Raw genomic sequence first — 26,991 nt, 5'->3', positions numbered from 1 at the left:
GGCGTGCTTCGTCCGCCGACTCCAGCCGGTCGAGAACAGACACTCGGGAGCGACTTCACCATGTGGACTGATCGCGGCGACGCCACCAGCGCGATGATCGCCAGCACGACGGACGAGCGCCTGGTCCTCGCCACGTTCCCGGATCTCTTCGCCGAGCAGGTCCGCCGCGATCCCGACGCGACCGCGCTGGTCTTCGACGACACCCGCCTCACCTATGCCGAGCTCGACGAGCGGGCCAACCGCCTGGCGCACGCGCTTCGCGCCCGTGGCGTCGGGCCCGAACGGGTGGTGGCTCTGGGCGTACCCAGATCGATTGACATGATCGTCGCGGAGCTCGCCGTGCTGAAGGCCGGCGGGGCCTATCTGCCGCTGGACCCCGACTACCCGGCCGAGCGGCTCGCCTACATGGTCGGCGACGCGCGACCGGTCTGCCTCGTCACGACCTCGGCACTCGCCGAGCGGCTCGGCGCCGACGGAGTGCCGACGCTGCTGCTGGACACCGATGCCGCCGCCGCGGAGCTGGCCGGAGTGCCGATCTCCGATGTGGACCGAGCCGGGCTCGGGGTGCTCAACGCCGCGTACGTGATCTACACCTCGGGATCGACGGGGCGGCCCAAGGGCGTGCTGCTGTCGCACAGCGGGGTCGCGAAGCTCGTCGCCACGATGCGCGAGCGGTTCGGTCCGGGACCGCACCGGGTCCTGCAGTTCGCCTCGCCCAGCTTCGACGTCGCCTTCTTCGATCTATGCCTGTCGCTGCTCTCCGGCGGGCGGCTCGTCATCGTCCCCGCCGAGCGGCGCGTGCCGGGACCGGAGCTCACCGACTACGCCGTCGCCCACGACGTCAACTTCATGATCCTGCCGCCGACGCTGCTCGCCGCGCTGCCCGACGAGTGCGTGCTGCCGACCGGAGTCCTGTTGGCGGGCACCGAGCGGGTCTCACCGGAGCTCGTGGCGCGCTGGGCAGCCGGGCGGCGGATGTTCAACGCCTACGGACCGACCGAGGTGACCGTCAACTCGACGCTGGGGGAGTGCGACCCGGCCCGCCAGCAGCCCGGCTCGTCCGTGCCGATCGGCATCCCCGACCCTGCCACCTGCGCATATGTGCTCGATGACGCGCTGCGGCCGGTGCCTGCGGGACAGCCCGGCGAGCTCTACCTGAGCGGGCCCGGCCTCGCCCGGGGCTACGTCGGGCGGCCGGACCTCACCGCCGAGCGCTTCCTCGCCGACCCGTTCGGCGCGCCCGGCGAGCGGATGTACCGCACCGGCGACCTCGTCGTCTGGCGCGCCGACGGGCAGCTCGACTTCCTCGGCCGGGTCGACGACCAGGTGAAGGTACGCGGATTCCGGATCGAGCTGGGGGAGATCGAGTCGGTGCTCGCCCGGCACCCGGCCGTCGGACAGGTCACCGTCGTGGTCCGCGAAGACCGCCCCGGGGACCGCCGGCTCGCCGCCTACATCGTGCCCGCCGTCGAGGAACCGACCCCGGGACGGGACGAGCGGCGCGAGCACGAGCAGGTCGCCGGATGGAAAGGGCTGCACGAGCTGCTCTACCAGGCCGGGCGCGGTGAGCGGTTCGATGAGAACTTCACCGGCTGGAACTCCAGCTACGACGGGTCGCCGATCCCGCTGGCGCAGATGCGCGAGTGGCGCGACGCGACCGTGGCCCGGATCCGGGAGCTGCAGCCGAAGCGGGTGCTGGAGATCGGTGTCGGCAGTGGACTGATCCTGTCGCGGGTCGCGCCCGACTGCGAGTCCTACTGGGGGCTCGACCTCTCGCAGGAGGCGATCGACGCGCTGCGCGGCACGGTCAGCCGGATCGACGAACTCGCCGGGCGGGTCGAGCTGCGCGCCCAGCCCGCGCACGACGTCGCCGGGCTGCCCACCGGCTACTTCGACACCGTCGTCATCAACTCCGTGGCGCAGTACTTCCCCAGCGCCGACTACCTCGTCGACGTGGTGCGCCGGGCCGTCGGGCTGCTGGCTCCGGGCGGGCGGATCTTCCTCGGCGACATCCGCAACCTGCGGCTGCTCGGCTGCCTGCGCACCGCCATCGAGGTCGGGCGACAGGGCGCCGACGCCGACCCCGCCGCGATCCGGACCGCCGCCGAGCGGGCACTGGGCAACGAGCCGGAGCTGCTGCTGGACCCGGACTTCTTCGCGGCACTGCCCGTCGAGGTCGACGCGATCCGGGGAGTGGACCTGCGGGTCAAGCGGGCCGTGTACCACAACGAGCTGAGCCGGTACCGCTACGACGTCGTGCTGCACACGGCCGCGTCACCGGTCGAGGAAGCCGCGGCGGAATTGGTCTGGGCCAATGACATCGCCGATATCAACGCGCTGTCCGGGCTGCTCATCGGATGGCGGCCGGCGCGGCTGCGGGTGGTCGGCGTACCCAATGCGCGGCTCGCGGCAGACCTGCCCGGCGGCGTCGACGCACCGGACCCCGAGGAGTTCCGGGCGATGGGGGAGCGGCTCGGCTACCAGGTGATCGCGACCTGGTCCGCGGCCTCGACGAGCGGCGCCCTCGACATCCTCTTCACCGCTGCCGGTCTCGACGCGACCGGTGACTACCGACCATCGGCCTTCCTCGACACCGCCGTCGCCTCCGCCAACGTCCCCGCCGTACACCGCGACCCGGCAGGGCTGGTCAAGGCCCTGCGAACCCACGCGCAGCAGTGGCTGCCGGACTACATGGTGCCTGCCGCGTTCGTCCCGCTCGACAAGCTGCCCGTGCTGCCCAGCGGCAAGCTCGACCGGGCGGCCCTGCCTGTGCCCGACCTGGCGGTCCTCGCCGGGGGCGCCGCGCCGCGCAGCCCCCGGGAGGAGCTGCTCTGTGCCCTGTTCGCCGAGGTACTCGGCGTGCCCGGGGTCGGCATCGAGGACGACTTCTTCGCGCTCGGCGGCGACAGCATCGTCTCCATCCAGCTCGTCCTGCGTGCCCGCCAGGCAGGCCTCGTCTGCTCACCCCGGCAGGTCTTCGAGCACCGCACCGTCGCCGAACTCGCCGCCGTCGTCACCGTGCTCGACCGCGGCGCCGTCGACGCTCCGGACGACGGGGTCGGTGAGATCCCGTTCACGCCGATCCTGCGCTGGCTCGACGAGTGCGGCGGACCGATCGATGGTTTCAGCCAATCGCTGCTGCTCACCACCCCGGCCGGGCTGTGCGAATCGGACCTCGTGCCGCTGTGGCAGTCCATCGTGGACAAGCACGATCTGCTGCGCTCCCGGCTGGTCCGCGCCACGGCCGGTGCTTCCGGGAAGCTCGTCGTCGCACCGCGCGGCGAGGTGCGGACAGAATCCTGGATCAGCCGGACGGACCTCGCCGGGCTCTCCGTCGCGAAGGCCACGCTCGCGCTGGACTCCGCCGCCGAGGAGGCGGTCCGGCGGCTGGCGCCCGAGGCGGGCGTGATGGCGCAGCTCGTCTGGGGTGATGCCGGACAGTCGCAGCCGGGCTGGTTGCTGCTGGTGCTGCACCACGCCATCGTGGACGGCGTCTCGTGGCGCATCCTCCCCGCCGACCTCGCCGCCGCCTGGGCAGACCTCTCCGAAGGCCGCACGCCGCGGCTCGACCGTGCGGGCACCTCCTTCCGGCGCTGGTCGCACGCCCTCGTCGCCGACGCTGCCCGAGCCGAGCGCGCCGCCGAGCTGCCGCTGTGGACCGCCGCGCTCACCGGGCCCGACCCGGCGCTCGCGTCCCGGCCGCTCGACCACGTCGCCGACCTCGCCACCGTGCGGCACCACACGGTGCGCCTGTCCGCCGACCAGACCGAGCCGCTGCTCACCACCGTCCCGGCCGCGTTCCACGCCGGGGTCAACGACGTGCTGCTCACCGCGCTCGCCCTCGCCGTCGCGGGCTGGCGGCGCAGGCACGGGCTCGGCGACGAACGTTCGGTGCTGATCGCACTGGAGGGACACGGCCGCGAGGAACAGGTCGCGGCGAACGCCGACCTGACCCGGACGCTCGGCTGGTTCACCAGCGTCTTCCCGGTCCGGCTCGATCCCGGTCCGATCGACGCCGTCGAGGCGTTCGCCGGCGGACCGGCCGCCGGGCAGGCCCTCAAACGGGTCAAGGAGCAGCTTCGCGCGCTGCCCGATCACGGGCTCGGCTTCGGGGTGCTGCGCTACCTGGACCCGGCGAGCTCGGCGATCCTGTCGGCGCTGCCCAGCCCGCAGATCAGCTTCAACTACCTGGGCCGTTTCACCGTCGCCGACGACCTGTCGAGCCCGTGGACGGCGGTTCCCGGCGCGGGAGTGCTCGCGGGCGGGTTCGACGCAGCGATGCCGGTCGCGCCGTACACGGTGGAGATCAACGCGTACACCCAGGATGTCGCAGGCCGACCCGAGCTGGGCGTGACGTGGGCGTGGCCGGAGGCACTGATCGGCGCGGAGGCGATCCGCGACCTGGCTCAGGGCTGGTTCGACGCGCTCGCGGCGCTCGTCACGCACGTCGCCGCGCCGCACGCGGGCGGGCACACGCCGTCGGACCTGACGCTGGCGCTGAGCCAGGACGAGATCGACGAGTTCGAAGCGGAGTGGGACCTGCCGTGAGCAAGCCGGGTCTCCAGGACATCCTGCCGCTGACGCCGCTGCAGGAGGGCCTGCTCTTCCACACGCTCCGCGACACCGCCGGACCGGACGTCTACACCGGACAGCTCACCATCGACCTGGCCGGCTCCGTCGACGCCGAGGCGCTGCGCGCCGCCGGGCAGGCGCTGCTCGACCGGCACCCCAACCTGCGGCTCGCCTTCCGCCAGCGCGCCACCGGCCAGCCCGTCGCGCTCGTACCACGCAGGGTGGAGCTGCCGTGGCGCTCCCTCTCCCCGGCGCCGGGCGAGGTCGCCGACGTGCTCGCGGCGGAGATGGCGCAGCGTTTCGACCCGGCGAAGCCGCCGCTGCTGCGGATGGTGCTGCTGCGGGTCGGCCCGGACGCCTACCGGCTCGTCGTCACCCACCACCACCTGCTGCTCGACGGCTGGTCGATGCCGCTGCTCATCACCGAGCTGCTCGGGCTCTACGCCGGTCATGAGCTCGCGCCGGTCGTCGACTACCGGCACTACCTGAGCTGGCTCGACGCGCAGGACCGCACCGCCGCCACGAAAGCCTGGCAGGACGCGCTGGCCGGGCTCGACGGCCCGACGCTGCTCGCCGGGGAACCCGCCGGCCCGCCGACGCTGCCGGACCGGGTCGTCGCCGACCTGCCCGCCGACCTCACCACTCGGCTCGTCGCCCTCGGCCGCCGCCACGGATTCACCCTCAACACCCTGGTCCAGGGAGCGTGGGGCGTGCTGCTCGGCGCCCTCACCGGCCGCACGGACGTGGTCATCGGCACGACCGTCGCCGGTCGCCCGCCGACGCTCCCCGGCGCCGAGTCGATGATCGGCCTCTATATCAACACCATCCCGGTACGCGTCCGCGTCGCACCCGACGAGCCCATCACGACGGTGCTCGGGCGCCTGCAGTCCGAGCAGGCGCGCCTGATGGACCACCACCACCTGGGGCTCGCCGACATCCAGCGCCTCGCCGGGACCGGAGACCTCTTCGACACCCTGACCGTCTTCGAGAACTACCCCCTGGGCGGCGGTTACACCGAACCGATCCGAGGCGTCACCGTCACCGCCGCCGAGGTACGCGACGCGGCCCACTACCCGGTCACGCTGACCGCCCGCCCCGGCACGCGGCTGCACCTGGACCTCGAGTACCGCACCGACCTCATCGCCCCCGCAGCCGCCGGCACGCTGCTCGCCCGGCTGCGCCTGGTCCTGGAGTCGATCGCCGCCGAACCGCACCAGGCGGCCGGCCGCATCCAGATCCTCACCCCCGCCGAACGCGACCAGCTCCTCCGCGCCTGGAACCACGGCACCAACTCTTCAAGAGTTGGCCCTAACGAGCCGACCCCCCAAAGCCGCAACTCTTCAAGAGTTGGTGCTAAGGGCACGCTGGTGGACTTGCTGGCCGTGCAGGTGGCGGCGTCGCCGGAGGCGATCGCGCTGGTGTGCGGCAGTGCCGAGTGGTCCTTCGCCGAGCTGGATGCCTGGTCCAACCGGCTGGCCCGACTGCTGCTCGGCGACGGGGTCGGGGCCGACCGGCTCGTGGCGCTGGCGCTGCCCCGGTCGCTGATGGTTCCCGCGATCTTCGCCGTGCTGAAGTCGGGCGCGGCCTACCTGCCGCTCGACCCGGACCAGCCCGCCGACCGGCTGAGCCACACTCTCACCGACGCGAAACCAGTCCTCCTGATCACCACCGCCGCGCTGTCGGCGTTCCTGCCCGAGACCACGGTGCCGATCCTGCTGTTGGACGCCGAGGTGACACCGGCCCCGCAGTCCGAGGCGCCGGTCACCGACGCGGAGCGTGCCAGGCCGCTGTCCGCAATGGACGCCGCGTACGTCATCTACACCTCGGGGTCGACCGGTGTGCCGAAGGGTGTCGTGGTCCCGCACCGGGGTGTGGTCAATCTCTTCGCCACGCACCGGGCCCACCTGATGGAAGCCCTCCCCGGCAAGGCGCGGGTGGCGCACAACGCGTCGTTCGTGTTCGACGGGTCGTGGGAGCCGTTGCTCTGGATTCTCGACGGCCATGAGCTGCATGTCCTGGACGAGGCGACCTACCGGGACGATGTCGCGATGGTCGCCTACCTCGGGGACCGCAACGTCGATGTCGTTGATGTGACGCCGACGTATCTGCGGGAGCTGGTGGCGGCGGGGCTGCTCGATGCCGGGCTGCGGATGCTGCTCGTCGGGGGCGAAGCGGTGGATCCGGGGTTGTGGCGGCGGGTCTGTGCGACGCCGGGACTGATCTGCCACGACCTCTACGGTCCCACCGAGGCGTCGGTCGACGCCTACGGCTGGGACGGGACGGATCGCAGCCCCTACCGGCTCGACGGGGTGCGGACCTACCTCCTGGACACGGCGTTGCGGCCGGTGCCCGTCGGAGTCGTCGGCGAGCTGTATGTCGCAGGGGCCGGGCTGGCGCGGGGCTACCTGCACCGGCCGGGGCTGTCGGCGGAGCGGTTCGTCGCGGATCCCTTCAGCGCCGACGGCGGGCGGATGTACCGCACGGGGGACCTCGCGCGGTGGACCGATGCGGGGGCGCTGGAGTTCGCGGGGCGGGCCGACGGGCAGGTGAAGGTCCGCGGGTTCCGGATCGAGCTGGGCGAGATCGAGGCGGTGCTGGCGTCGCACCCGGCGGTGGCACAGGCCGCGGTCATCGTCCGGGAGGACGCTCCGGGACTGAGGCGGCTGGTCGCCTACGTGGTCCCGGCCCCGGATAACACCAACTCTTCAAGAGTTGCGGCGAAGAGCGGCGCGGCGGAGAGCGGCGCGGCGGAGAGCGGCGCGGCGGAGAGCGGCGCGGCGGAGAGCGGCGCGGCGGACGGGCTTGGCAGCGCTGATAGCACCAACTCTTCAAGAGTTGGTGCTATCAGCGGCGAGCTGCGGGGGTTTGCCGCGGCTCGGCTGCCGGACTACATGGTGCCGGGTGCGGTCGTCGAGGTGGACTCGTTGCCCCGCACGATCAGCGGGAAGCTCGACCATCGGGCGTTGCCGGCACCCGAGGTGGGGACGGTGCCGGGTGGGCGCGGTGCGCGTACCCCCGGGGAGGTTGTGCTCTGTGGTTTGGTCGCGGAGGTCCTCGGGCTGACCAGCGTGACCGTCGACGACGACATCTTCGCCCTCGGCGCGCACTCGCTGCTGGTGATGCGTCTGGTCAGCCGCGTGCGGGCCGAGCTCGGCGCGGAGCTGCCGATCCGGGCGGTCTTCGACACGCCGACCGTCGCGGCCCTGGCGCAGCTGCTCGGCGCCGCCGGGGCGGAGCGGCCGGCGCTGACGGCGGGGCCGCGGCCGCAGGTGCTACCGCTGTCGTTCGCGCAGCAGCGATTGTGGTTCCTCTACCGGTTGGAGGGGCCGAGTCCCACCTACAACATCCCGATCGCGTGGCGGCTGCGCGGAACGCTGGACGCCGCAGCGCTCCAGGCCGCGCTCGGTGACCTGGCCGCTCGGCACGAGGCACTGCGGACGGTCTTCCCGGACCGCGACGGAATGCCCTTCCAGCGGATTCTCGACCCGCAACCGGTGACACTGCTCGCGGAACCGATCGATGAAGCTGAGCTGCCGCACCGCCTCGCCGCGATCGCGGAGCACGGCTTCGAGCTCGACCGCGAACCCCCGCTGCGCGCGCACCTGCTCGCGATCGGCCCCGACGAGCACGTCCTGGTCGTGCTGCTGCACCACATCGCGGGCGACGAGTGGTCCGACGTGCCGCTGCGGCGCGATGTCGCCGCCGCCTACGCCGCTCGCGCGGCCGGTCGCGCCCCTGGTTGGCCACCGTTGCCCGTCCAGTACGCCGACTATGCCCTCTGGCAGCGCACCCTCCTCGGCGACCGCACCGACGAGGGCAGCCTCGCCGCCCGACAGCTCGCCTTCTGGACGCAGACCCTCGCCGGCCTGCCCGAGGAGCTGGCTCTCCCCACCGACCGCCCCCGACCACCGGTCGCCGGATTCCGGGGTGCCACGATCGACTTCGTCATCCCCGATGCGCTGCTGCCGAACCTGCGGGACCTGGCCCGGGAGACGTCGACCAGCATGTTCATGGTCGTGCAGGCTGCGGTGGCGACGTTGTTGACGAGGCTGGGTGCGGGTACGGACATCCCGCTCGGGACTCCGGTGGCGGGGCGTGGTGATGCGGGGCTGGACGACCTGGTGGGGTTCTTCGTCAACACTTTGGTCCTGCGGACGGATACGTCGGGGAATCCTGCTTTCCGGGAGCTGCTGGGCCGGGTCCGTGACACCGACCTGGCTGCGTTCGATCATCAGGACATCCCGTTCGAGCATCTGGTCGAGGCGCTGAACCCGGTCCGGTCGCTGTCGCGGCATCCGCTGTTCCAGGTGATGGTCTCGTACCTGACCAGCGACGACCGGGTCGCCGACCTCCCGGGGCTGGAGACCGGCACCGAACCCGTCGGGCAGAACGTCGCCATGTTCGACCTCTCCTTCGACTTCTTCGAGGACTCGGCGCATGCGCGGAGCGGCGGTGTCCGCGGCGCGATCGAGTTCAACACCGACCTCTTCGACCCCGCGTCGGCGCAGCACCTCGTCGACCGCCTGCTCCGGGTTCTCGCCACCGTGGCCGCCGCTCCCGCCACACCGATCCACCACATCGAGATCGTCGGTCCGGCGGAGCGCCATCACATCCTCCAGGCCTGGAACACCCCGTCCGCCTCTTCCAGCGTTGGTGGTAACAGGCTCCCCGATAGCGGCAACTCTTCAAGAGTTGGTGCTAAGGGCACGCTGGTGGACCTGCTGGCCGTGCAGGTGGCGGCGTCGCCGGAGGCGATCGCGCTGGTGTGCGGCAGTGCCGAGTGGTCCTTCGCCGAGCTGGATGCCTGGTCCAACCGGCTGGCCCGGCTGCTCCTCGCCCAGGGCGTCGGGCCGGGCGGTCTCGTGGCGCTGGCGCTGCCCCGGTCGCTGATGGTTCCCGCGATCTTCGCCGTGCTGAAGTCGGGCGCGGCCTACCTGCCGCTCGACCCGGACCAGCCCGCCGACCGGCTCGGCCACATCCTCGCCGACGCGAACCCGGCGCTGGTGGTGACCACGGCGGCGCTCTCCGTGCTGCTGCCTCTGAGTGCGGCGCAGTCCGTCCCGGTCGACGATCCCGACACGGCGGCTGCCCTGTCCCGGCATTATGACGCGCCACTCGCCACTCCGGCTCTGTCCTCATCGGATGCCGCCTATGTCATCTACACCTCGGGCTCGACCGGTGTGCCGAAGGGTGTCGTGGTCCCGCACCGGGGTGTGGTCAACCTCTTCGGCACGCATCAGAAGCACCTGATGGGAGCCCTCGGCGGTCGGGCGCGGGTGGCCCACAATGCGTCGTTCGTCTTCGACGGGTCCTGGGAGCCGTTGATCTGGGTTCTCGACGGTCATGAGCTGCACGTCCTCGATGAGGCCACCTACCGGGACGATGCCGCGATGGTCTCCTATGTGAGGGACCGGAACATCGATGTTGTTGATGTGACGCCGACATATCTGCGGGAGCTGGTGGCGGCGGGGCTGCTCGATGCCGGGCTGCGGATGCTGCTCGTCGGCGGCGAGGCGGTCGATCCCGGGCTGTGGCAGCGGGTCTGCGCCACACCGGGGCTGATCTGCCACGACCTCTACGGTCCCACCGAGGCGTCGGTCGACGCCTACGGGTGGGACGGCGCGGAGCGCAGCCCCTACCGGCTTGGCAACGTCCGCACCTATCTGCTGGACGCGGTGCTCCAACCGGTGCCGGCCCGGCGTCGTCGGCGAGCTCTACGTCGCCGGGGCGGGACTGGCCCGGGGCTACCTCCACCGGCCAGCCCTCACCGCCGAGCGCTTCATCGCCGATCCGTTCAGCGCGAACGGCGAGCGCATGTACCGCACCGGTGACCTGGCGAAGTGGACGACCTCCGGCAGGATCGAGTTCGCGGGGCGGGCCGACGGGCAGGTCAAGGTCCGCGGGTTCCGCATCGAGCTGGGCGAGATCGAGGCAGTCCTGGCGGCGCACCCCGCGGTGGCCCAGGCGGCGGTCGTCGTCCGCGAGGACACGCCGGGGTTGAAGCGACTGGTCGCCTACGTGGTCGCCGCCCCGCCGGGCGCTGCGTCCGGGACCGGTGCTATCGGGGTCGACCTGCGGGGGTTCGTTGCGGGGCGGTTGCCGGACTACATGGTCCCTGCTGCCGTCGTCGCCGTGGACGCCCTACCGCGCACGATCAGCGGCAAGCTCGACCATGCCGCGCTTCCCGCACCGGACCGCGCCGTTCTCGGCGGCGGCCGCGCTGCTCGTACTCCCCGGGAGGAAGTGCTCTGCGGGCTCTTCGCCGAACTGCTGGGCCTGCCCCATGTCGGCGTCGACGACGACTTCTTCGCCCTCGGCGGCCACTCGCTGCTGGTGATGCGCCTGGTCAGCCGCGTGCGCTCCGTCCTCGGCGCGGACCTGCCGATCCGCGCGGTCTTCGACGCCCCGACCGTCGCAGCGCTCGGCCGCCACCTGCCGGCCGGCGCCACCAGCGCCGCCCGCCCGCCGCTCGTCCCGGGCGCCCGCCCGGAGCGGCTGCCGCTCTCGTCGGCGCAGCAACGCCTCTGGTTCCACTTCCAGCTCGAAGGTCCGAGCCCGACCTACAACATCCCGATCGCCTGGCGCCTACGCGGCGCGCTCGACGAGTCGGCGCTCGCGGCGGCGCTCACCGATCTCACCGCGCGGCACGAGCCACTGCGGACGATCTTCCCCGACCACGGCGGCGCACCGCACCAGCTGATCCTCGACCCGCAGCCGGTCCCGCTCCACACCGCCCGCGTCACCGACGGCGAGCTGCCGCAGCACCTCGCGGACGCCGCCGACCACGGCTTCGCCCTGGACCGGGAGCCACCCCTGCGGGCGCATCTCTTCACGGTCGCCCCCGACGAACACGTCCTGCTGCTCCTGCTGCACCACATCGCGGGCGACGAGTGGTCCGACGTGCCGCTGCGGCGCGACCTCACGACCGCCTACACTGCCCGCGTCGCGGGTCACGCTCCGCAGTGGACAGAACTCCCCATCCAGTACGCCGACTATGCCCTCTGGCAGCGCACCCTCCTCGGCGACCGCACCGACGAGGGCAGCCTCGCCGCCCGACAGCTCGCCTTCTGGACGCAGACCCTCGCCGATCTGCCCGAGGCGCTGGCCCTCCCCGCCGACCGCCTCCGCCCGGCCGAGGCGAGCCACCACGGCGGCCTGATCGAGTTCACCCTCGAACCCGCACTCCACCACCGCCTGCGTACCGTGGCCCGGGAGACGTCGACCAGCATGTTCATGGTCGTGCAGGCTGCGGTGGCGACGTTGTTGACGAGGCTGGGTGCGGGTACGGACATCCCGCTCGGGACTCCGGTGGCGGGGCGTGGTGATGCGGCGTTGGACGACCTGGTGGGGTTCTTCGTCAATACTCTGGTCCTGCGGACGGACACGTCGGGGAATCCTGCTTTCCGGGAGCTGCTGGGCCGGGTCCGTGACACCGACCTGGCTGCGTTCGATCATCAGGACATCCCGTTCGAGCATCTGGTCGAGGCGCTGAACCCGGTCCGGTCGCTGTCGCGGCATCCGCTGTTCCAGGTGATGGTCTCGTACCTGACCAGCGACGACGACACCTGGAACCTGGGCGCCCTGACGGCACACCCCGAGGCGGTCGGGCATACCGCCGCGATGTTCGACCTCTCCTTCGATTTCGTCGAAGCGTCCACAACGGACCGCGCCCACGGCTCGCTGGAGTTCAGCACCGACCTCTTCGACCCCGCCTCGGCCCAGCGCCTCGTCGACCGCTTGCTCCGCGTCCTCACCCAGGTGGCCGACGACCCGGCCGCGCCGATCAGCCGCATCGAGATCCTCACGCCCGCCGAACGCCACCAGCTCCTGCACATCTGGAACGCCCCGACGCACAGCACCAACTCTTCAAGAGTTGGTGCTATGAACCTGGTGGACATTCTTTCGGCCCGGGCCGCCGAGACGTCTGCGGCCACAGCGCTGGTCACCGCCGACAGGAGCTGGACCTTCACAGAGCTCGTCGCCGGATCCCACCGCTTGGCCAGGCTCCTCCTCCACAAGGGAATCTCCCCCGGCGACCTGGTCGCGCTGGCCCTCCCGCGCTCGCTGATGGTCCCCGCCCTCCTCGCCGTCTGGACCGCCGGAGCCGCCTACCTCCCGCTCGACCCCGACCAGCCCGAGGACCGCATCGCCGCGATCCTCGGCGACGCCGCCCCCACCCTCACCCTCACCACCACGGCCCTGGCGTCGGCGTTCACCGGCACACCCCACCTGCTCCTCGACGAGCAAGACCTCGACGGGCTCCCCTGTACTCCCATCACCGACGCCGAGCGGACAAGGCCTATGTCCCCCTGGGACCCCGCCTACGTCATCTACACCTCGGGCTCCACCGGCGCCCCCAAGGGTGTCGTGGTTCCGCACCGCGGCATCAGCAACCTGTTCGCCACGCACCAGCTGCACCTGATGCCAACCGCCGGACCCACCCACAAGGCACTCCACAACGCGTCGTTCGTCTTCGACGGATCCCTGGAGCCGCTGCTCTGGCTCTTCGACGGCCACGAACTCCACGTCCCGTCCGAGGAGACCTACCGAGACGCCACGGCACTCATCGCCTACGCCGCCGCACACCGCATCGACGTCATGGACGTCACCCCGACCTACCTGCGCCAGCTCGTCGACGAGGGCCTGCTGGAGACCGGTACGCTGCGCGTCCTCCTCGTCGGCGGTGAGGCCGTCGACCCGGCCCTCTGGCAGCGGGTCTGCGACACGCCGGGCCTGTCCTGCCACGACCTCTACGGCCCCACCGAAGCCGCCGTCGACGCGTACGGGTGGGACGGCGCGACACGCACCCCCTACCGGCTCGGCAACGTCCGCACCTACCTCCTCGACGCCGCGCTCCAGCCCGTGCCGCCCGGCGTGGTCGGCGAGCTCTACATCGCCGGTGCCGGGCTCGCCCACGGCTACCTGAATCGCCCCGCCCTCACCGCCGAGCGTTTCACCGCCGACCCGTTCGGCGCAGTCGGCGAGCGCATGTACCGGACCGGCGACCTGGCGAAGTGGACCGGTACCGGTGCATTGGAGTTCGCCGGGCGGGCCGACGGTCAGGTCAAGGTCCGTGGCTTCCGGATCGAGCTCGGCGAGATCGAGGCGGCCCTCGCGGCGCACCCGGCGGTGGCCCAGGCCGCCGTCGTCGTCCGCGAAGCCGCGCCCGGGGTCAAACGCCTCGTCGCCTACGTCGTCGCGCCCCCCGATAACACCAACTCTTCAAGAGTTGCGCCGGGGGAGGTTGCGCCAGGGGAGGGCGCGGCAGTGGGGGAGCTGCGGGAGTTCGTCGCGCGGGCGCTGCCGGACTACATGGTTCCGGCTGCCTTCGTCACCATCGCCGCCCTGCCGCGCACGATCAGCGGCAAGCTCGACCACGCCGCACTCCCCGCGCCCGACTTCGCGGAGCTGGCCGGTGGGCGCGAGGCCCGTACGCCCCGCGAAGAGATCCTGTGCGGGCTCTTCGCGGAGGTGCTGGGCCTGCCGCGCGTCGGCGTCGACGACGACTTCTTCCTCCTCGGCGGCGACAGCATCGTCTCCATCCAGCTCGTCAGCCGGGCCCGCGCGGCCGGGCTGCTGCTGAGCCCCCGCGACGTCTTCCGCCACAAGTCACCCGCCGGGCTCGCCGCGGCGGCCCGCATCGCCGACGGCGCCGTCACCGAAGCGCCCGAGGCGGCGTGGGGGACCGCGCCGCTCACCCCGGTCATGCACGCTCTCTGCGAGCTCGGCGGACCGATCGACGGCTACCACCAGTCGATGCTGCTGCAGACCCCGGCCGACCTCGACCTCGCCGGGCTGCACGCCGTCGTCCAAGCCGTCATCGACCGGCACGACCTGCTCCGGGCGAGGCTGACCGCAGAGCGCACCCTGGAGATCCCGCCGCCGGGCGCGCTCACCGCCGACTCCTGCGTGACCCGGGTCGACGCGGCCGGCCTCATCGGTGACGAGCTGCGGCAGCTCGTCACCGCGCGGACCGCCGACGCCCGGGACCGGCTCGCGCCGCGGGCCGGAGTGCTGGTCCAGGTCGTCTGGTTCGACGCGGGCGCGGGCATCGGCGGCCGGGTGCTGATCCTCGTGCACCACCTCGCGATCGACGGCGTCTCGTGGCGGATCCTGCTGCCCGACCTCGCCGACGCGTGGCGAGCGGTGTCCCGTGGCGCTCCACCACAACTGCCCCCCGCCGGTACGTCATACCGCCGCTGGTCGCAGGGGCTCGTCGAGGCCGCCGGGCTGCGCGAGTCGCAGCTCGCCTACTGGACCGGGGTGCTCGACGGCGCGGCACCCGTGCTCGGCTCCCGCCCGCTGGATCCCGCGGTCGACACGGTCGGCGGAACCGGAGAGCTCACCGTCGAGCTGCCGGCCGAACGAACCGAGCCGCTGCTCACGACCGTTCCGGCGGCGTTCCACGCGGGCGTCGACGACGTGCTGCTGACCGGGCTCGGGCTCGCCCTGCGGCGCTGGTCCGGCCGGGACGGCTGGCTCGTCGCCCTGGAGGGGCACGGCCGGGAAGAGCAGCTCGTCGCGGGTGCCGAGCTCTCGCGCACCGTGGGCTGGTTCACCAGCGAATACCCCGTCCGCCTCGACGTGGGTGGCGCCGACCTCGACGAGGCCCTCGCCGGTGGCCCGGCCGCCGGGCAGGCCCTGAAGGCGGTGAAGGAGCGCCTGCGCACCGTTCCCGACAACGGGATGGGGTTCGGCCTGCTGCGGCACCTCCACCCCAGGACCGCCGCAGCCCTGTCGGTGCTGCCCAGGCCGCTGATCGGATTCAACTACCTGGGGCGCTTCGCCGTGGGCGGGGACGACGGGCAGGCGCCGTGGCAGCCGGTCGCCGATCAGGACGCCTGGGGCGGCGGCGCCGACGACGCGATGCCGCTGGAGTACCCGTTGGAGGTCAACGCGGTCACCGAGGACCACCCCGGCGGACCCCGCCTGAGCGTGACCTGGTCCTGGCCGCACGGAGTCCTCACCGAGCAGGCGGTCGGCGAGCTCGCCGCCTGCTGGTTCGCCGCCCTGGACGCGCTCGCCACGCATGCGGTCACCCCCGACGCCGGTGGCTGGACACCGTCGGACCTGGAGCTGGTCAGCCTCAGCCAGGACGACATCGACGACCTGGCGGCGGACTTCGCCGACCTCGAGTCCGAATGGGAGACACAGTGAGCACGAAGCCGGGGCTTGAGGACGTTCTGCCGCTGACACCGCTGCAGGAGGGGCTGCTCTTCCACGCGCTCTTCGACGAGCAGGGCCCCGACATCTACACCGTCTCCAGTGCCCTGCACCTGCGCGGCCCGCTGGAGGCGGCGTCGCTGCGAGCGGCGGGGCAGGCGCTGCTCGACCGGCACGCCAACCTGCGGGCCAGCTTCCGGCGCACCGGCAAGGGCCAGACGGTGGCGGCGATCCCGCGCCGCTGCCCACTGCCCTGGACCGAGCACGACCTGTCCACTCTGAATGTCGACGCGCAGCGGGACGAGGTGGCGCGCCTGGCCCAGGTGGACCTCGACACCAGGTTCGACATGACCTGGCCGCCGCTGCTGCGCATGTCGCTGGTGAGGCTGGGCGAGCAGGAGCACCGGCTCGTCATCACCCACCACCACATCCTCCTCGACGGCTGGTCGTCGCCGCTGCTCGTCCGGGAGCTCTTCGACCTCTACGCCGGACGGGAGCTGCCGCCGGTCACGCCGTACAAGGACTATCTGGGGTGGCTGGCCCGGTGGGACCGCGACGGTGCCCGCGCTGCCTGGAGCCGCGCGCTGGCCGGGCTCGCGGAGCCGACGCGGCTGGCGCCGACCGAGCTGCCGCGCGAACCGGTCGTGCCGGCGTCGGTGGAGACGGCACTGCCGGAGGCGCTGAGCGATCGGATCGCGGTGCTGGCCCGCGAGCGCGGCGTCACGCTGAACACACTGGTCCAGGTCGCGTGGGGGATCGTGCTGGGGCGGCTGACCGGGCGCGGCGACGTCGTGTTCGGCGCGACCGTCGCGGGCCGCCCGCCGGAGCTGCCCGGCGTCGAGTCGATGATCGGCCTGTTCATCAACACCGTCCCGGTACGCGTCCGCACCGACCCCGCCGAGTCCATCGTGGACCTGCTCGGCCGGGTGCAGGACGAGCAGTCGGGGCTGATGGAGCACCAGTACCTCGGGCTCGCCGAGATCCAGCGCGCCGCCGGGCTCGGGGAGCTCTTCGACACGCTGATGGTCTTCGAGAGCTATCCGTTCGACGAGGACGGCTGGAGCCGGCCCGCCCCCGGGCTGCGGATGAGCGAGGCCGAGGACGTGGACGCCACCCACTACCCGGTGGTGCTCGTCGCGGAGCCCGGACGGCGGATCAACCTGGAGCTGCGCTACCGCGAGGACGTGCTCGACCATCCGGCCGCGGCGGCGATGCTGGGTCGCGTCGGCCGCGTGCTCACCGCGATCGCCGCCGACCCGAGCCTGCCGGTCGGGCGGGTCGACGTGCTCAGCGACGCCGAGCACGGCCGCATCCTCACCGAGTGGAACGGCAGCACCGTTGGGCTCGACCGGGTCACCTTCCCGGTGCGGTTCGCCGAGCAGGCCGCCGCCCGCCCGCATGCCGTCGCGATCGTCTGCGAGGACGTGGAGCTCACCTACGCCCAGCTCGACGCGCAGTCAACGGTGCTGGCCCGGCGGCTCGCCGCCCGGGGGGCCGGTCCCGGTCAGGTCGTCGCCGTCGCGCTGCCGCGCTCCGCCGATCTGATCGTCGCGCTCGTCGCGGTGATGCGCGCCGGTGCCGCCTATCTGGCGCTGGACCTGGACTACCCGGCCGAGCGGCTCGGCTACATGCTCGACGACGCCGCGCCGGGCTGCGTGATCACCACCGGCGACCACATCGGACAGTTGCCCGCGGGCACGTCTCTGCTGCTCCTCGACGAGGCGGGCGAGGACGATGCGGAGGCGGAGCCGCAGCTGCCGCAGCTGCTCGACGCCGCCTACGTCATCTACACGTCGGGGTCGACCGGGCGGCCCAAGGGGGTCGTCGTCACGCACGAGGGGATCGGGAAGCTGCTCGCCACGCAGGTGCGGCGGCTCGGCGTCGACGAGCACAGCCGGGTGCTGCAGTTCGCCTCGCCCAGCTTCGACCTCGCGTTCTGGGAGATCTGCCAGGCGCTGCTCGGCGGCGGCGCGCTCGTCGTCGTCCCGGCCGAGCGGCGCCTGCCCGGCCACCAGCTGACCGACTACATCCGCAAGCACGGCATCACCCAGCTCGCGCTGCCGCCGTCGGTGCTCTCCGCGATGCCCGCCGACTGCGACCTGCCGCTCGGGGTGAGCATGCTGGTCGGCACGGAGGAGGTCCCGGCGCGCCTCGCCGAGCGCTGGGCGCCGGGGCGCCGGATGTTCAACGCCTACGGCCCGACCGAGGCGACCGTCAACGCCACGCTCTGGGAGTGCTCGCCGGGTGCGGGCTCGGTGCCGATCGGGTTCCCGGATCCGGGCGCGCTCGCCTACGTGCTCGACGCCGGGCTGCGACCGGTCCCGGCGGGTGTCGTGGGGGAGCTCTACCTCGGCGGGTCGGGGCTGGCCCGGGGCTACCTGGGGCGGCCGGACCTCTCCGCCAAGCGGTTCGTCGCCGACCCGTTCGCCGGGGGCGGCAGCCGCATGTACCGCACCGGCGACCTGGTGCGCTGGACGCCTCAGGGCGCGCTGGAGTTCGCCGGGCGGGTCGACCACCAGGTCAAGATCCGCGGGTTCCGGGTCGAGCTGGGCGAGATCGAAGCGGTCATCGCCGCTCACCCGTCGGTCCGCCAGGCCGCGGTGGTCGTCCGCGACGAGGGGGTACGCCGCATCGTCGCCTACGCCGTCCCTGCCGCCGCTCCGATCGACCCCGCCGAGCTGCGGGCCCACGTGGCGAAGCTGCTCCCGGACTACATGGTCCCGGCCGCGATCGTGCCCCTCGATGTCATGCCCGTCTCCGTCAACGGCAAGCTCGACCGGGACGCGCTGCCCGCACCCGACTTCGCGGCGGTCACCTCCGGCCGTGCTCCGCGTACGCCACGCGAACGCGTCCTCTGCGACCTCTTCGCCGAGGTGCTCGGAGTACCGCAGGTCGGCATCGACGACGACTTCTTCGCCCTCGGCGGGGACAGCATCGTCTCCATCCAGCTCGTCAGCCGGGCCCGAGCAGCCGGTCTCGTCATCACGCCGCGGCAGGTGTTCCAGCGGCGTACCCCCGCGGGTTTGATCCCGGTGGCCGGTGTCGTGACCGGCGCGACCGGACCCGCGGCCGGGGTGTCGCTGGTGACCCTGACCGACGCGGACCGCGCCGAGCTCATCGCGCTCGGGCTGGACGTGGAGGAGGTGCTGCCGCTCTCGCCGCTGCAGGCGGGGCTGCTCTTCCACACCCTCCTCGACGAGGCGGGCCCGGACGTCTACACCGTCCAGATGACGTTCGAGCTGGCCGGGCCGATCGACGCGGCGCGGCTGCGCGCGGCGGGCCAGGAGCTGCTCGACCGGCACGGCAACCTGCGCGCATCGTTCCGGCACCTGCGGTCCGGCCGGCCGGTCGCGGTCGTCGCGCGCGGCGTCGTGCTCCCGTGGACCGAGGTCGACCTCTCCACATCGGATGAGAGCGGCTGGACCGACCTGCTCGCGAGCGAAGGCGGCCGGTTCGACCCGACCGCGGCGCCGCTGGTCCGGATGGCGCTCGCCCGCACGGGCGCCGACCGGCACCGCCTGGTCCTCACCCACCACCACGTCCTGCTCGACGGCTGGTCGAGGGGACCGCTGGTGGCGGAGCTGTCCGCCCTCTACGAGGGGGTGACTCCCGCGCCGATCCGCCCCTTCCGCGACTACCTGGCCTGGCTGTCCACACAGGACCCAGGTGCGGCACGCCGCGCCTGGACCCGCGCTCTCGCCGACGCCGCACCCCTGAAATTCGCGTTGATCAAGGGAAGACTCGCCGCAGATCGGGCACCCGAGATGGCGAGTCTTCCCTTGATCAACGAGATTTGTCTGCCGGAAGGGCTGACCGCACGGCTGGGGGCCGTCGCGCGGGGGCGAGGGGTGACGCTCAACACCGTCGTGCAGGCGGCGTGGGGGCTGGTGTTGGCGCGGGTCACCGGGCGGGACGACGTCGTCTTCGGTGCCACCGTCTCCGGGCGGCCGGCCGAGCTGCCGGGCGTCGAGTCGATGATCGGGCTGTTCATCAACACCGTGCCGGTACGCGTACGCCTCGACCCCGCCCAGCCCATCGCGGCGATGCTGGCGCGGCTGCAGGACGAGCAGTCGGCGCTCATGGACCACCAGGTGCTCGGGCTCGCCGACATCCAGCGCGCGGCCGGGGTCGGCGAGCTCTTCGACACGCTGCTCGTCTTCGAGAACTACCCCGACGGCGACGAGCCGGGCAGCGGCGGGCTGCCGATCGCCGACAGCGACGGCCACGACGCCACTCATTATCCGATGACCCTTATCGCGGAGCCCGGCGAGCAGCTCAAACTCGCGCTGGAGTTCCGCGCGGACGCCTTCGAGCCTTCCTTCGTGGAGGAGCTCGCCGCTCAGCTCGTGCGGGCCTTCGAGGCGCTCGCCGAGGACGGGGCGGTCGGCCGGATCGACCTGCTCGGACCCGCCGCCAGGCAAGCGATCGTCGAGGGCTGGAACGACACCGCGCGGTCCGTGCCCGCCACGACCGTGCCGGAGCTGCTCGCCGCGCAGATCGCGAGGACACCGCAGGCCCTCGCGATCGCCTTCGACGAGGCGGAGCTGACCTATGCCGAGTTCGGGGAGCGGGTCGAGCGGCTCGCCAGGGTCCTCGCCGCATGGGGAGCGGGACCGGAATCGATCGTCGCCCTCGCGCTGCCCCGATCGATCGAGCTGGTGGTGGCGATCCATGCGGTGCAGCGGGCGGGGGCGGCGTACCTGCCGCTGGACCTGGACCACCCGCCCGCCCGGATCGCCGCGATGCTCGCCGACGCGCGGCCGGTGCTGGCACTCGTCGCGCCCGGCGTGACGCTGGACGTGCCGACGATCGTGCTCGACGGGTCGCCGATCGAGACCGTCGAGGCGGAACTCATCGCAGCCGGGCCGAAGCACCCCGCCTACGTGATCTACACGTCGGGGTCGACCGGTGTGCCCAAGGGTGTCGTCGTGTCGCACGAGGGGATCGTCAACCGGCTGCTCTGGATGCAGGAGACCTATGGCCTGACCAGCGACGACCGGGTGCTGCAGAAGACGCCGGCAGGGTTCGACGTCTCGGTCTGGGAGTTCTGCTGGCCGCTGCTCACAGGGGCCGCGCTCGTCGTCGCCCGCCCCGACGGGCACCGCGACCCGGCCTACCTCGCCGGGCTCATCCAGGAGCGCGGGATCACGACGGTCCACTTCGTACCGTCGATGCTCGACATCTTCCTCCAGGAGCCGACGGCGGCCGACTGCGGCTCGCTGCGGCGCGTCATCTGCAGCGGCGAGGCGCTCCCGACCCACGTCGCCGAACGGTGGCACGCGGTGCTCGGCGCCGGACTGCACAACCTCTACGGCCCCACCGAGGCGTCCGTCGACGTGACCGCCTGGCCTGCCGCCGCGGGTACCGGCACCGGCTCGGTGCCGATCGGGCAGCCGGTCTGGAACACGCGGGTCTACGTGCTCGACAGCGGGCTGCTGCCGGTCCCGCCGGGCGCCCTCGGCGAGCTCTACCTCGCCGGGGTGCAGCTCGCTCGCGGCTACCTCCACCGGGCCGGACTGACGGCGGAGCGCTTCGTCGCCGACCCGTTCGGCGGGCCGGGCGAGCGGATGTACCGCACCGGCGATGTCGTCCGCTGGTCCGCCGACGGGGTCCTCGAATTCGTCGGCCGCGCCGACGGCCAGGTCAAGATCAGAGGCCTGCGGGTCGAGCTGGGCGAGATCGAAGCGGTCATCACCAGACATCCGGGGGTACGCCAGGCGGCGCTCACCCTCCGCCAGGACCGCCCAGGCGCGGCGCACCTCGTGGCGTATGTCGTCCCGGGCGCTCCCACCGAGGACCAAGATCGGCGCAACTCTTCAAGAGTTGGTGCTATTCGCGCGCTCGACGGAGTCGACGACCTGCGGGCGTTTCTCGCACGGGAGCTGCCGGACCACATGGTGCCGTCGGCCTTCGTCGTCCTCGACGCGCTGCCGGTCTCCGTCAACGGCAAGCTCGACCGGGCAGCACTTCCGGCGCCGGACTTCGCGGCGGTGGCGGTCGGCCGCGCCCCGCGTACCCCCGGGGAGCAGTTGCTCTGTGAGCTCTTCGCCCACCTGCTGGGCGTGCCCGCGGCCGGTGCCGACGACGACTTCTTCGCCCTCGGCGGGGACAGCATCGTCTCCATCCAGCTCGTCAGCCGGGCCCGTGCGGCCGGGCTGACGATCACGCCGCGGCAGGTCTTCCAGCTCCGCACGCCCGCCGCGCTCGCCGAGGCGGCCGGGGTGACCAGCGGCGACAGCGTGCGGGCCGCCGCACCCGTGCTCGCCGACCTCACCGACGACGAGGCCCGGGAACTCGCCGCCCTCGATGCCGAGGAGGTGCTGCCGCTCTCTCCGCTGCAGGCGGGGCTGCTCTTCCACGCGTCGTTCGACGCCGACGGGGTCGACGTCTACACGGTCCAGATGGTCTTCGACCTCGACGGGCCCGTCGACGCGTTCCGGCTGCGCGCGGCCGGGCAGGCGCTGCTCCAGCGGCACGCCAACCTGCGCGCGGGGTTCCGGCACCTCGCCTCCGGCCGTCCCGTCGCCGTCGTGGCGCGCGGTGTCGTGCTGCCCTGGGCCGAGGCGGATCTGTCGGGATTGGACACCGACGCGCGGGAAGAGGCGTGGCAGCGCTGCCTCGCCGAGGAGGAGCGCCGCTTCGATCCGGCGGTCGCGCCCCTGCTGCGGCTGCTCCTCGTGCGCGTCGGACCGGAGCGGCACCGGCTCGTCCTCACCCACCAGCACCTGCTGCTCGACGGCTGGTCCCGCGGGCCGCTCATCGCGGAGCTCTCCGCGCTCTACGAGGCCGGTACGCAGCCGCTCGCGCCACCGCCCGCCTACCGCGACTTCCTCGGCTGGCTCGCCGCGCAGGACCGCACCGCCGCCGAGCGGGCCTGGGCGGAGGCGCTCGGCGGGCTCGGCGAACCGACCCGGCTCGCCCCGATCGACCAGCAGCGCCAGCCGATCGTGCCGGAGCTGGCCGAGCACGAGCTGCCCGCACCCGTCACCGCTTCGCTCGCGGCGCTCGCCAGAGAGCGCGGCGTCACCCTGAACACGCTGGTCCAGACGGCGTGGGGCGTTCTGCTCGGCCGCCTGACCGGGCGTGCCGACGTCGTCTTCGGCGCCACGGTCTCCGGCCGGCCCGCCGGGCTGCCCGGTGTCGAGTCGATGATCGGCCTGTTCATCAACACCGTCCCGGTCCGGGTCCGGGTCGATCAGGCCGAGCCGGTGACCGCGCTGCTGCGGCGGGTCCAGGACGAGCAGTCGGCGCTGATGGACCACCAGTACCTCGGGCTCGCCGACGTGCAGCGCACCGCCGGGCTGGGGGAGCTCTTCGACACCCTGTTCATCTTCGAGAACTACCCGGACCAGGAGGAGTCCACCGACGACGGTGCACTGCTGCGGCCGGCCGACGCCGGCGGGCGCGACGCCACGCACTACCCGCTGACCTGGGTAGTCGACCCGGGCGAGCGGCTGCGCCTGGTGCTGGAGTTCCGCCCGGACCTCTTCGACCGGGCGGCCGCCGAGCGGCTCGTCGCGGCGCTGACGCAGATCCTCACCGGCATCGCGGCCGGGCCGGACCTGCCAGTCGGGCGCCTGGACCTCACCGCCCCGGCGGAGCGGGAACGGATCCTCACGTCGTGGAACTCCGTCAGGCTGTGCAGCACAACGTCGCCATCCGGCGACGGGAAGCCACGCTTTGCTGCACAGCGTGACGGAGCGGCGGGCGACCAGGCCGACGGGCCGGACGCGACCGTGCCGTCGATCTTCGAGGCGCAGGCGGCGTTCTCGCCCGACGCGCCCGCCGTGGCCTGCCAGGGCACCCGGTGGAGCTTCGCCGAGCTCAACCTGCGCGCCAACCGGCTCGCCCGGCTCCTCGCCCAGCTCCACATCGGACCGGAGCAGATCGTCGCACTCGCGCTGCCCCGGACCGCCGACATGATCGCGGCGATCCTCGCGGTGCAGAAGGCGGGCGCGGCGTACCTGCCGATCGACCCGGCCTACCCGGCGGCGCGGATCGCGGCGATGCTCGACGACGCCTCACCCGCCCTCGTCGTCACCGTCGAGGAGGTGGCTCCGAACCTGCCCGCCGCCGCCCGACCCGCGCTCGTCCTCGACACCCCGCGCGTCGCCGAGCTGCTCGCGGTCCAGGACGGGCACAACCTCACCGACACCGGGCGCACCGCCCCGGTCTCACCGGACCACCCGGCGTACGTGATCTACACGTCGGGCTCCACCGGCAAGCCGAAGGGCGTCGTCGTCAGCCAGCGCAACCTCGTCAACCTCTTCCGCAGCCACCGGGCACAGCTCTTCCAGCCCGCGCGGGAGCGGACCGGACGGGAGCACCTGCGGGTCGGGCACGCCTGGTCGTTCTCCTTCGACGCGTCCTGGCAGCCGCAGCTCTGGCTGCTCGACGGGCATGAACTGCACATCGTCACCGAGGAGGTCCAGCGCGACCCCGAGCAGCTCACGGCACTGATCCGGCGCGAGGGGATCGACTTCATCGAGCTGACCCCGTCGCACGTGACGCAGCTCGCCGGAGCCGGGCTCCTCGACGGCGGCGACTGCCCGCTCGCGGTGATCGGCGTCGGCGGTGAGGCGGTGTCACCGGCGCTCTGGGCCCAGCTCGGGTCGCTGCCGCGGACGGAGGCGTTCAACCTCTACGGCCCGACCGAGGCGACCGTGGACGCTCTCGTCGCCCGGATCGGCGACACCTCGTCGCCGCTGGTCGGACGGCCTGTCCGGGGCGGACGGGCCTATGTCCTCGACACCGCGCTGCGGCACGTGCCGGTCGGGGTCGCCGGGGAGCTGCACCTCGCGGGGGCCGGGCTCGCCCGAGGGTACCTGGGGCGGCCGGACCTCACCGCCGAGCGCTTCACCGCCGACCCCTACGGCCCGCCCGGTGCCCGGATGTACCGCACGGGTGACCTGGCCAGGTGGACCGCCGACGGAACGCTGGAGTACCTGGGCCGCGCCGACGAGCAGGTCAAGATCCGGGGCTACCGGGTCGAGCTCGGGGAGATCGAGACCGCCCTCGCCGGGCATCCGTCGGTCGCGGAGGCGGTGGTCGTCATTCGCGAGCACCGGCCCGGCGTGAAGCAGCTCGTCGCCTATGTGGTCACAGCCGCCGCCGTTAGCAGCAACTCTTCAAGAGTTGCTGCTAACGGGGACGGCGCGGATGGGACCAACTCTTCAAGAGTTGGTGCGGAGGGTGGCGGCACGGATAGCAGCAACTCTTCAAGAGGTGGTGCTTTGGGGGGCGGCGCGAGCGTGGAGGAGCTGCGGGCGTTCGTTGCGGCGAGACTGCCGGAGCACATGGTTCCGACCGCGTTCGTGCTGTTGGAGCGGCTGCCGGTGCTCGCCAACGGCAAGATCGACCGCAGCGCGCTGCCCGGGCCGGACCTCGCCGCGCTACCCGCCGGCCGGGCGCCGCGCGACGAGCGCGAACGGGTGCTCTGCGGCGTAGTCGCGACCGTACTCGGGGCGCCAGAGGTGAGCATCGACGACGACTTCTTCGCCCTCGGCGGGGACAGCATCGTCGCGATGCAGCTCGTCAGCCGGGCCCGGGCGGCCGGGCTGCGGATCACGCCACGGCAGATCTTCGCCGCACGGACCGTCGCCGCACTCGCCGTGGCAGCGACCGAGCTGACCGGGGCGGACGAGACCGCCGACGCCGTCGGCACGCTGCCGCTGACACCGGTCATGCACTGGCTGCGGGAGCTGGGCGGGCCGATCGACGGGTTCAACCAGTCTGCTGTCGTGCAGGTACCGGCCCGGCTCGGCTGGGAGAACCTGCTCGCCGCGCTGCAGGCGGTCGTGGATCGGCACGACATGCTGCGGGCACGGTTGGAGCGGGTGGGGCAGTGGGCTTTGGGCGTACCCCCCAGGGGATCGTCGACGGCCGCGAGCTGGACGGACCGGGTCGATGCGCGCGGCCTGGACGCCGAGGGCATGTGGGCCGCGGTGGCGCGGGGCGCGACCGCCGCGCAGGCCGCGCTCGACCCCGACGCCGGGGTGATGATCCGCGCGACCTGGTTCGACGCGGGCCCCGACCAGCCCGGCCGCCTGCTGCTCATCGTGCACCACCTCGTCGTCGACGGAGTGTCCTGGCGCATCCTGCTGCCCGACCTCGCGGCCGCGTGGCGCGAAGCGGCAGCGGGCCGCCGCCCCGAGCTACCCCAGGTGGGTACGCCGTTCCGCCGCTGGTCGACCGCGCTCACCCGCCAGGCCGCCGCGCGCGAGGTTGAGCTGCCGATGTGGACGGAGCTGCTCGGCCGAGGTACCCCGCTGCCGCTGCGCAGCGAGCTGGACCAGAAGCGGGACATCGCCGCCACGATCCAGGAGATCACCCTGTCCCTGCCGACGGCGGCGACCGAACCGCTGCTGACCAGGGTGCCGACGGCACTCGGGGCGAGCATCAACGACGTGCTGCTCACCGCGCTCGGGCTCGCCGTCGCGGACTGGCGGCGCCGGCAGGGTGGCGAGGGCGACTCGGTGCTCGTCTCGCTGGAGGGCCATGGGCGGGAGGAGCAGCTCGCCGGCGACGCCGACCTGTCGGCCACGGTCGGGTGGTTCACCAACGTCTTCCCGATCTGCCTCGACGTCAGCTCCATCGACCTCGACGAGGCGTTCGCCGGGGGACCGGCGGCGGGCCGGGCGGTCGCGGCCGTGCGAGCGCACCTCGCCGGACTGCCCGACAACGGAATGGGGTTCGGGTTGCTCCGCTATCTGAACCCCCGGACCTCGGCGGTGCTGGCGGAGTTGCCGTCGCCGCAGATCGAGTTCAACTACATGGGGCGGTTCGACTTCCCCGAGGCCGCCGACTGGGAGTTCGCTCCCGAGGCGGAGGCCGCCGACAACGGAGCCGACGAGGAGATGGCCGAGACCTACTGCCTCGTCGTCAACGCACAGACCGAGGACCGTCCCGGCGGGCCCGAGCTCAGCGTCACCTGGGCCTGGCCCGGTGCGGTGCTCGCCGCCGAATCCGTCGACGACCTGGCCCGGACCTGGTTCCGGGCGCTGCACGCACTGATCACCTACACCGAACCGGAGATGTCATGACGAACCCTTTCGAGAACACCGACGGCACCTACCTGGTGCTGGTCAACGAGGAGAACCAGCACAGCCTGTGGCCCGAGTTCGCCGAGGTCCCCGGTGGGTGGCGCACGGCGTTCGGGCCGGCCGGGCGGCAGGACTGCCTCGACTACGTCAACGCCAACTGGACGGACATGCGCCCGCAGAGCCTGATCGACGCGTCCGCGTCCTGACGCGGCGT

5 protein-coding genes are annotated in these 26,991 nt (G+C 72.7%); all 5 read left to right on the top strand.

The window, feature by feature from the left end:
- Positions 1 to 60 precede the first annotated feature (60 nt).
- From F4553_RS08510 to F4553_RS08485, 5 genes are read left to right on the top strand one after another with little or no spacing between them, the layout of a single operon-like run.
- Entirely contained in the window at positions 61 to 4,548 is a 4,488-nt protein-coding gene (locus F4553_RS08510) for a non-ribosomal peptide synthetase (protein ID WP_184834225.1), read from the top strand.
- The gene (locus tag F4553_RS40095; protein WP_221469819.1) at positions 4,545 to 10,403 is read left to right on the top strand and encodes a non-ribosomal peptide synthetase; all 5,859 of its coding nucleotides are present in this window, start codon (positions 4,545 to 4,547) and stop codon (positions 10,401 to 10,403) included. Before F4553_RS08510 ends, F4553_RS40095 begins: the two co-directional genes overlap by 4 nt.
- On the top strand, positions 10,387 to 15,729 hold the full coding sequence (locus F4553_RS40825) for a non-ribosomal peptide synthetase (protein ID WP_376776258.1): 5,343 nt from the start codon (positions 10,387 to 10,389) through the stop codon (positions 15,727 to 15,729). Before F4553_RS40095 ends, F4553_RS40825 begins: the two co-directional genes overlap by 17 nt.
- Positions 15,726 to 26,777, top strand: coding sequence for a non-ribosomal peptide synthetase (locus F4553_RS08490; protein ID WP_184834223.1), 11,052 nt, complete (start codon positions 15,726 to 15,728; stop codon positions 26,775 to 26,777). The genes F4553_RS40825 and F4553_RS08490 overlap by 4 nt, the downstream gene beginning before the upstream one ends.
- Positions 26,774 to 26,983, top strand: a complete 210-nt coding sequence (locus tag F4553_RS08485; RefSeq protein WP_184834221.1) for an MbtH family protein — start codon at positions 26,774 to 26,776, stop codon at positions 26,981 to 26,983. The genes F4553_RS08490 and F4553_RS08485 overlap by 4 nt, the downstream gene beginning before the upstream one ends.
- Positions 26,984 to 26,991: the final 8 nt, after the last annotated feature.

Origin of the sequence: Allocatelliglobosispora scoriae (assembly GCF_014204945.1) — a bacterium.
Lineage (GTDB): Bacteria > Actinomycetota > Actinomycetes > Mycobacteriales > Micromonosporaceae > Allocatelliglobosispora > Allocatelliglobosispora scoriae.
This window is presented reverse-complemented; position numbering and strand designations above follow the sequence as displayed.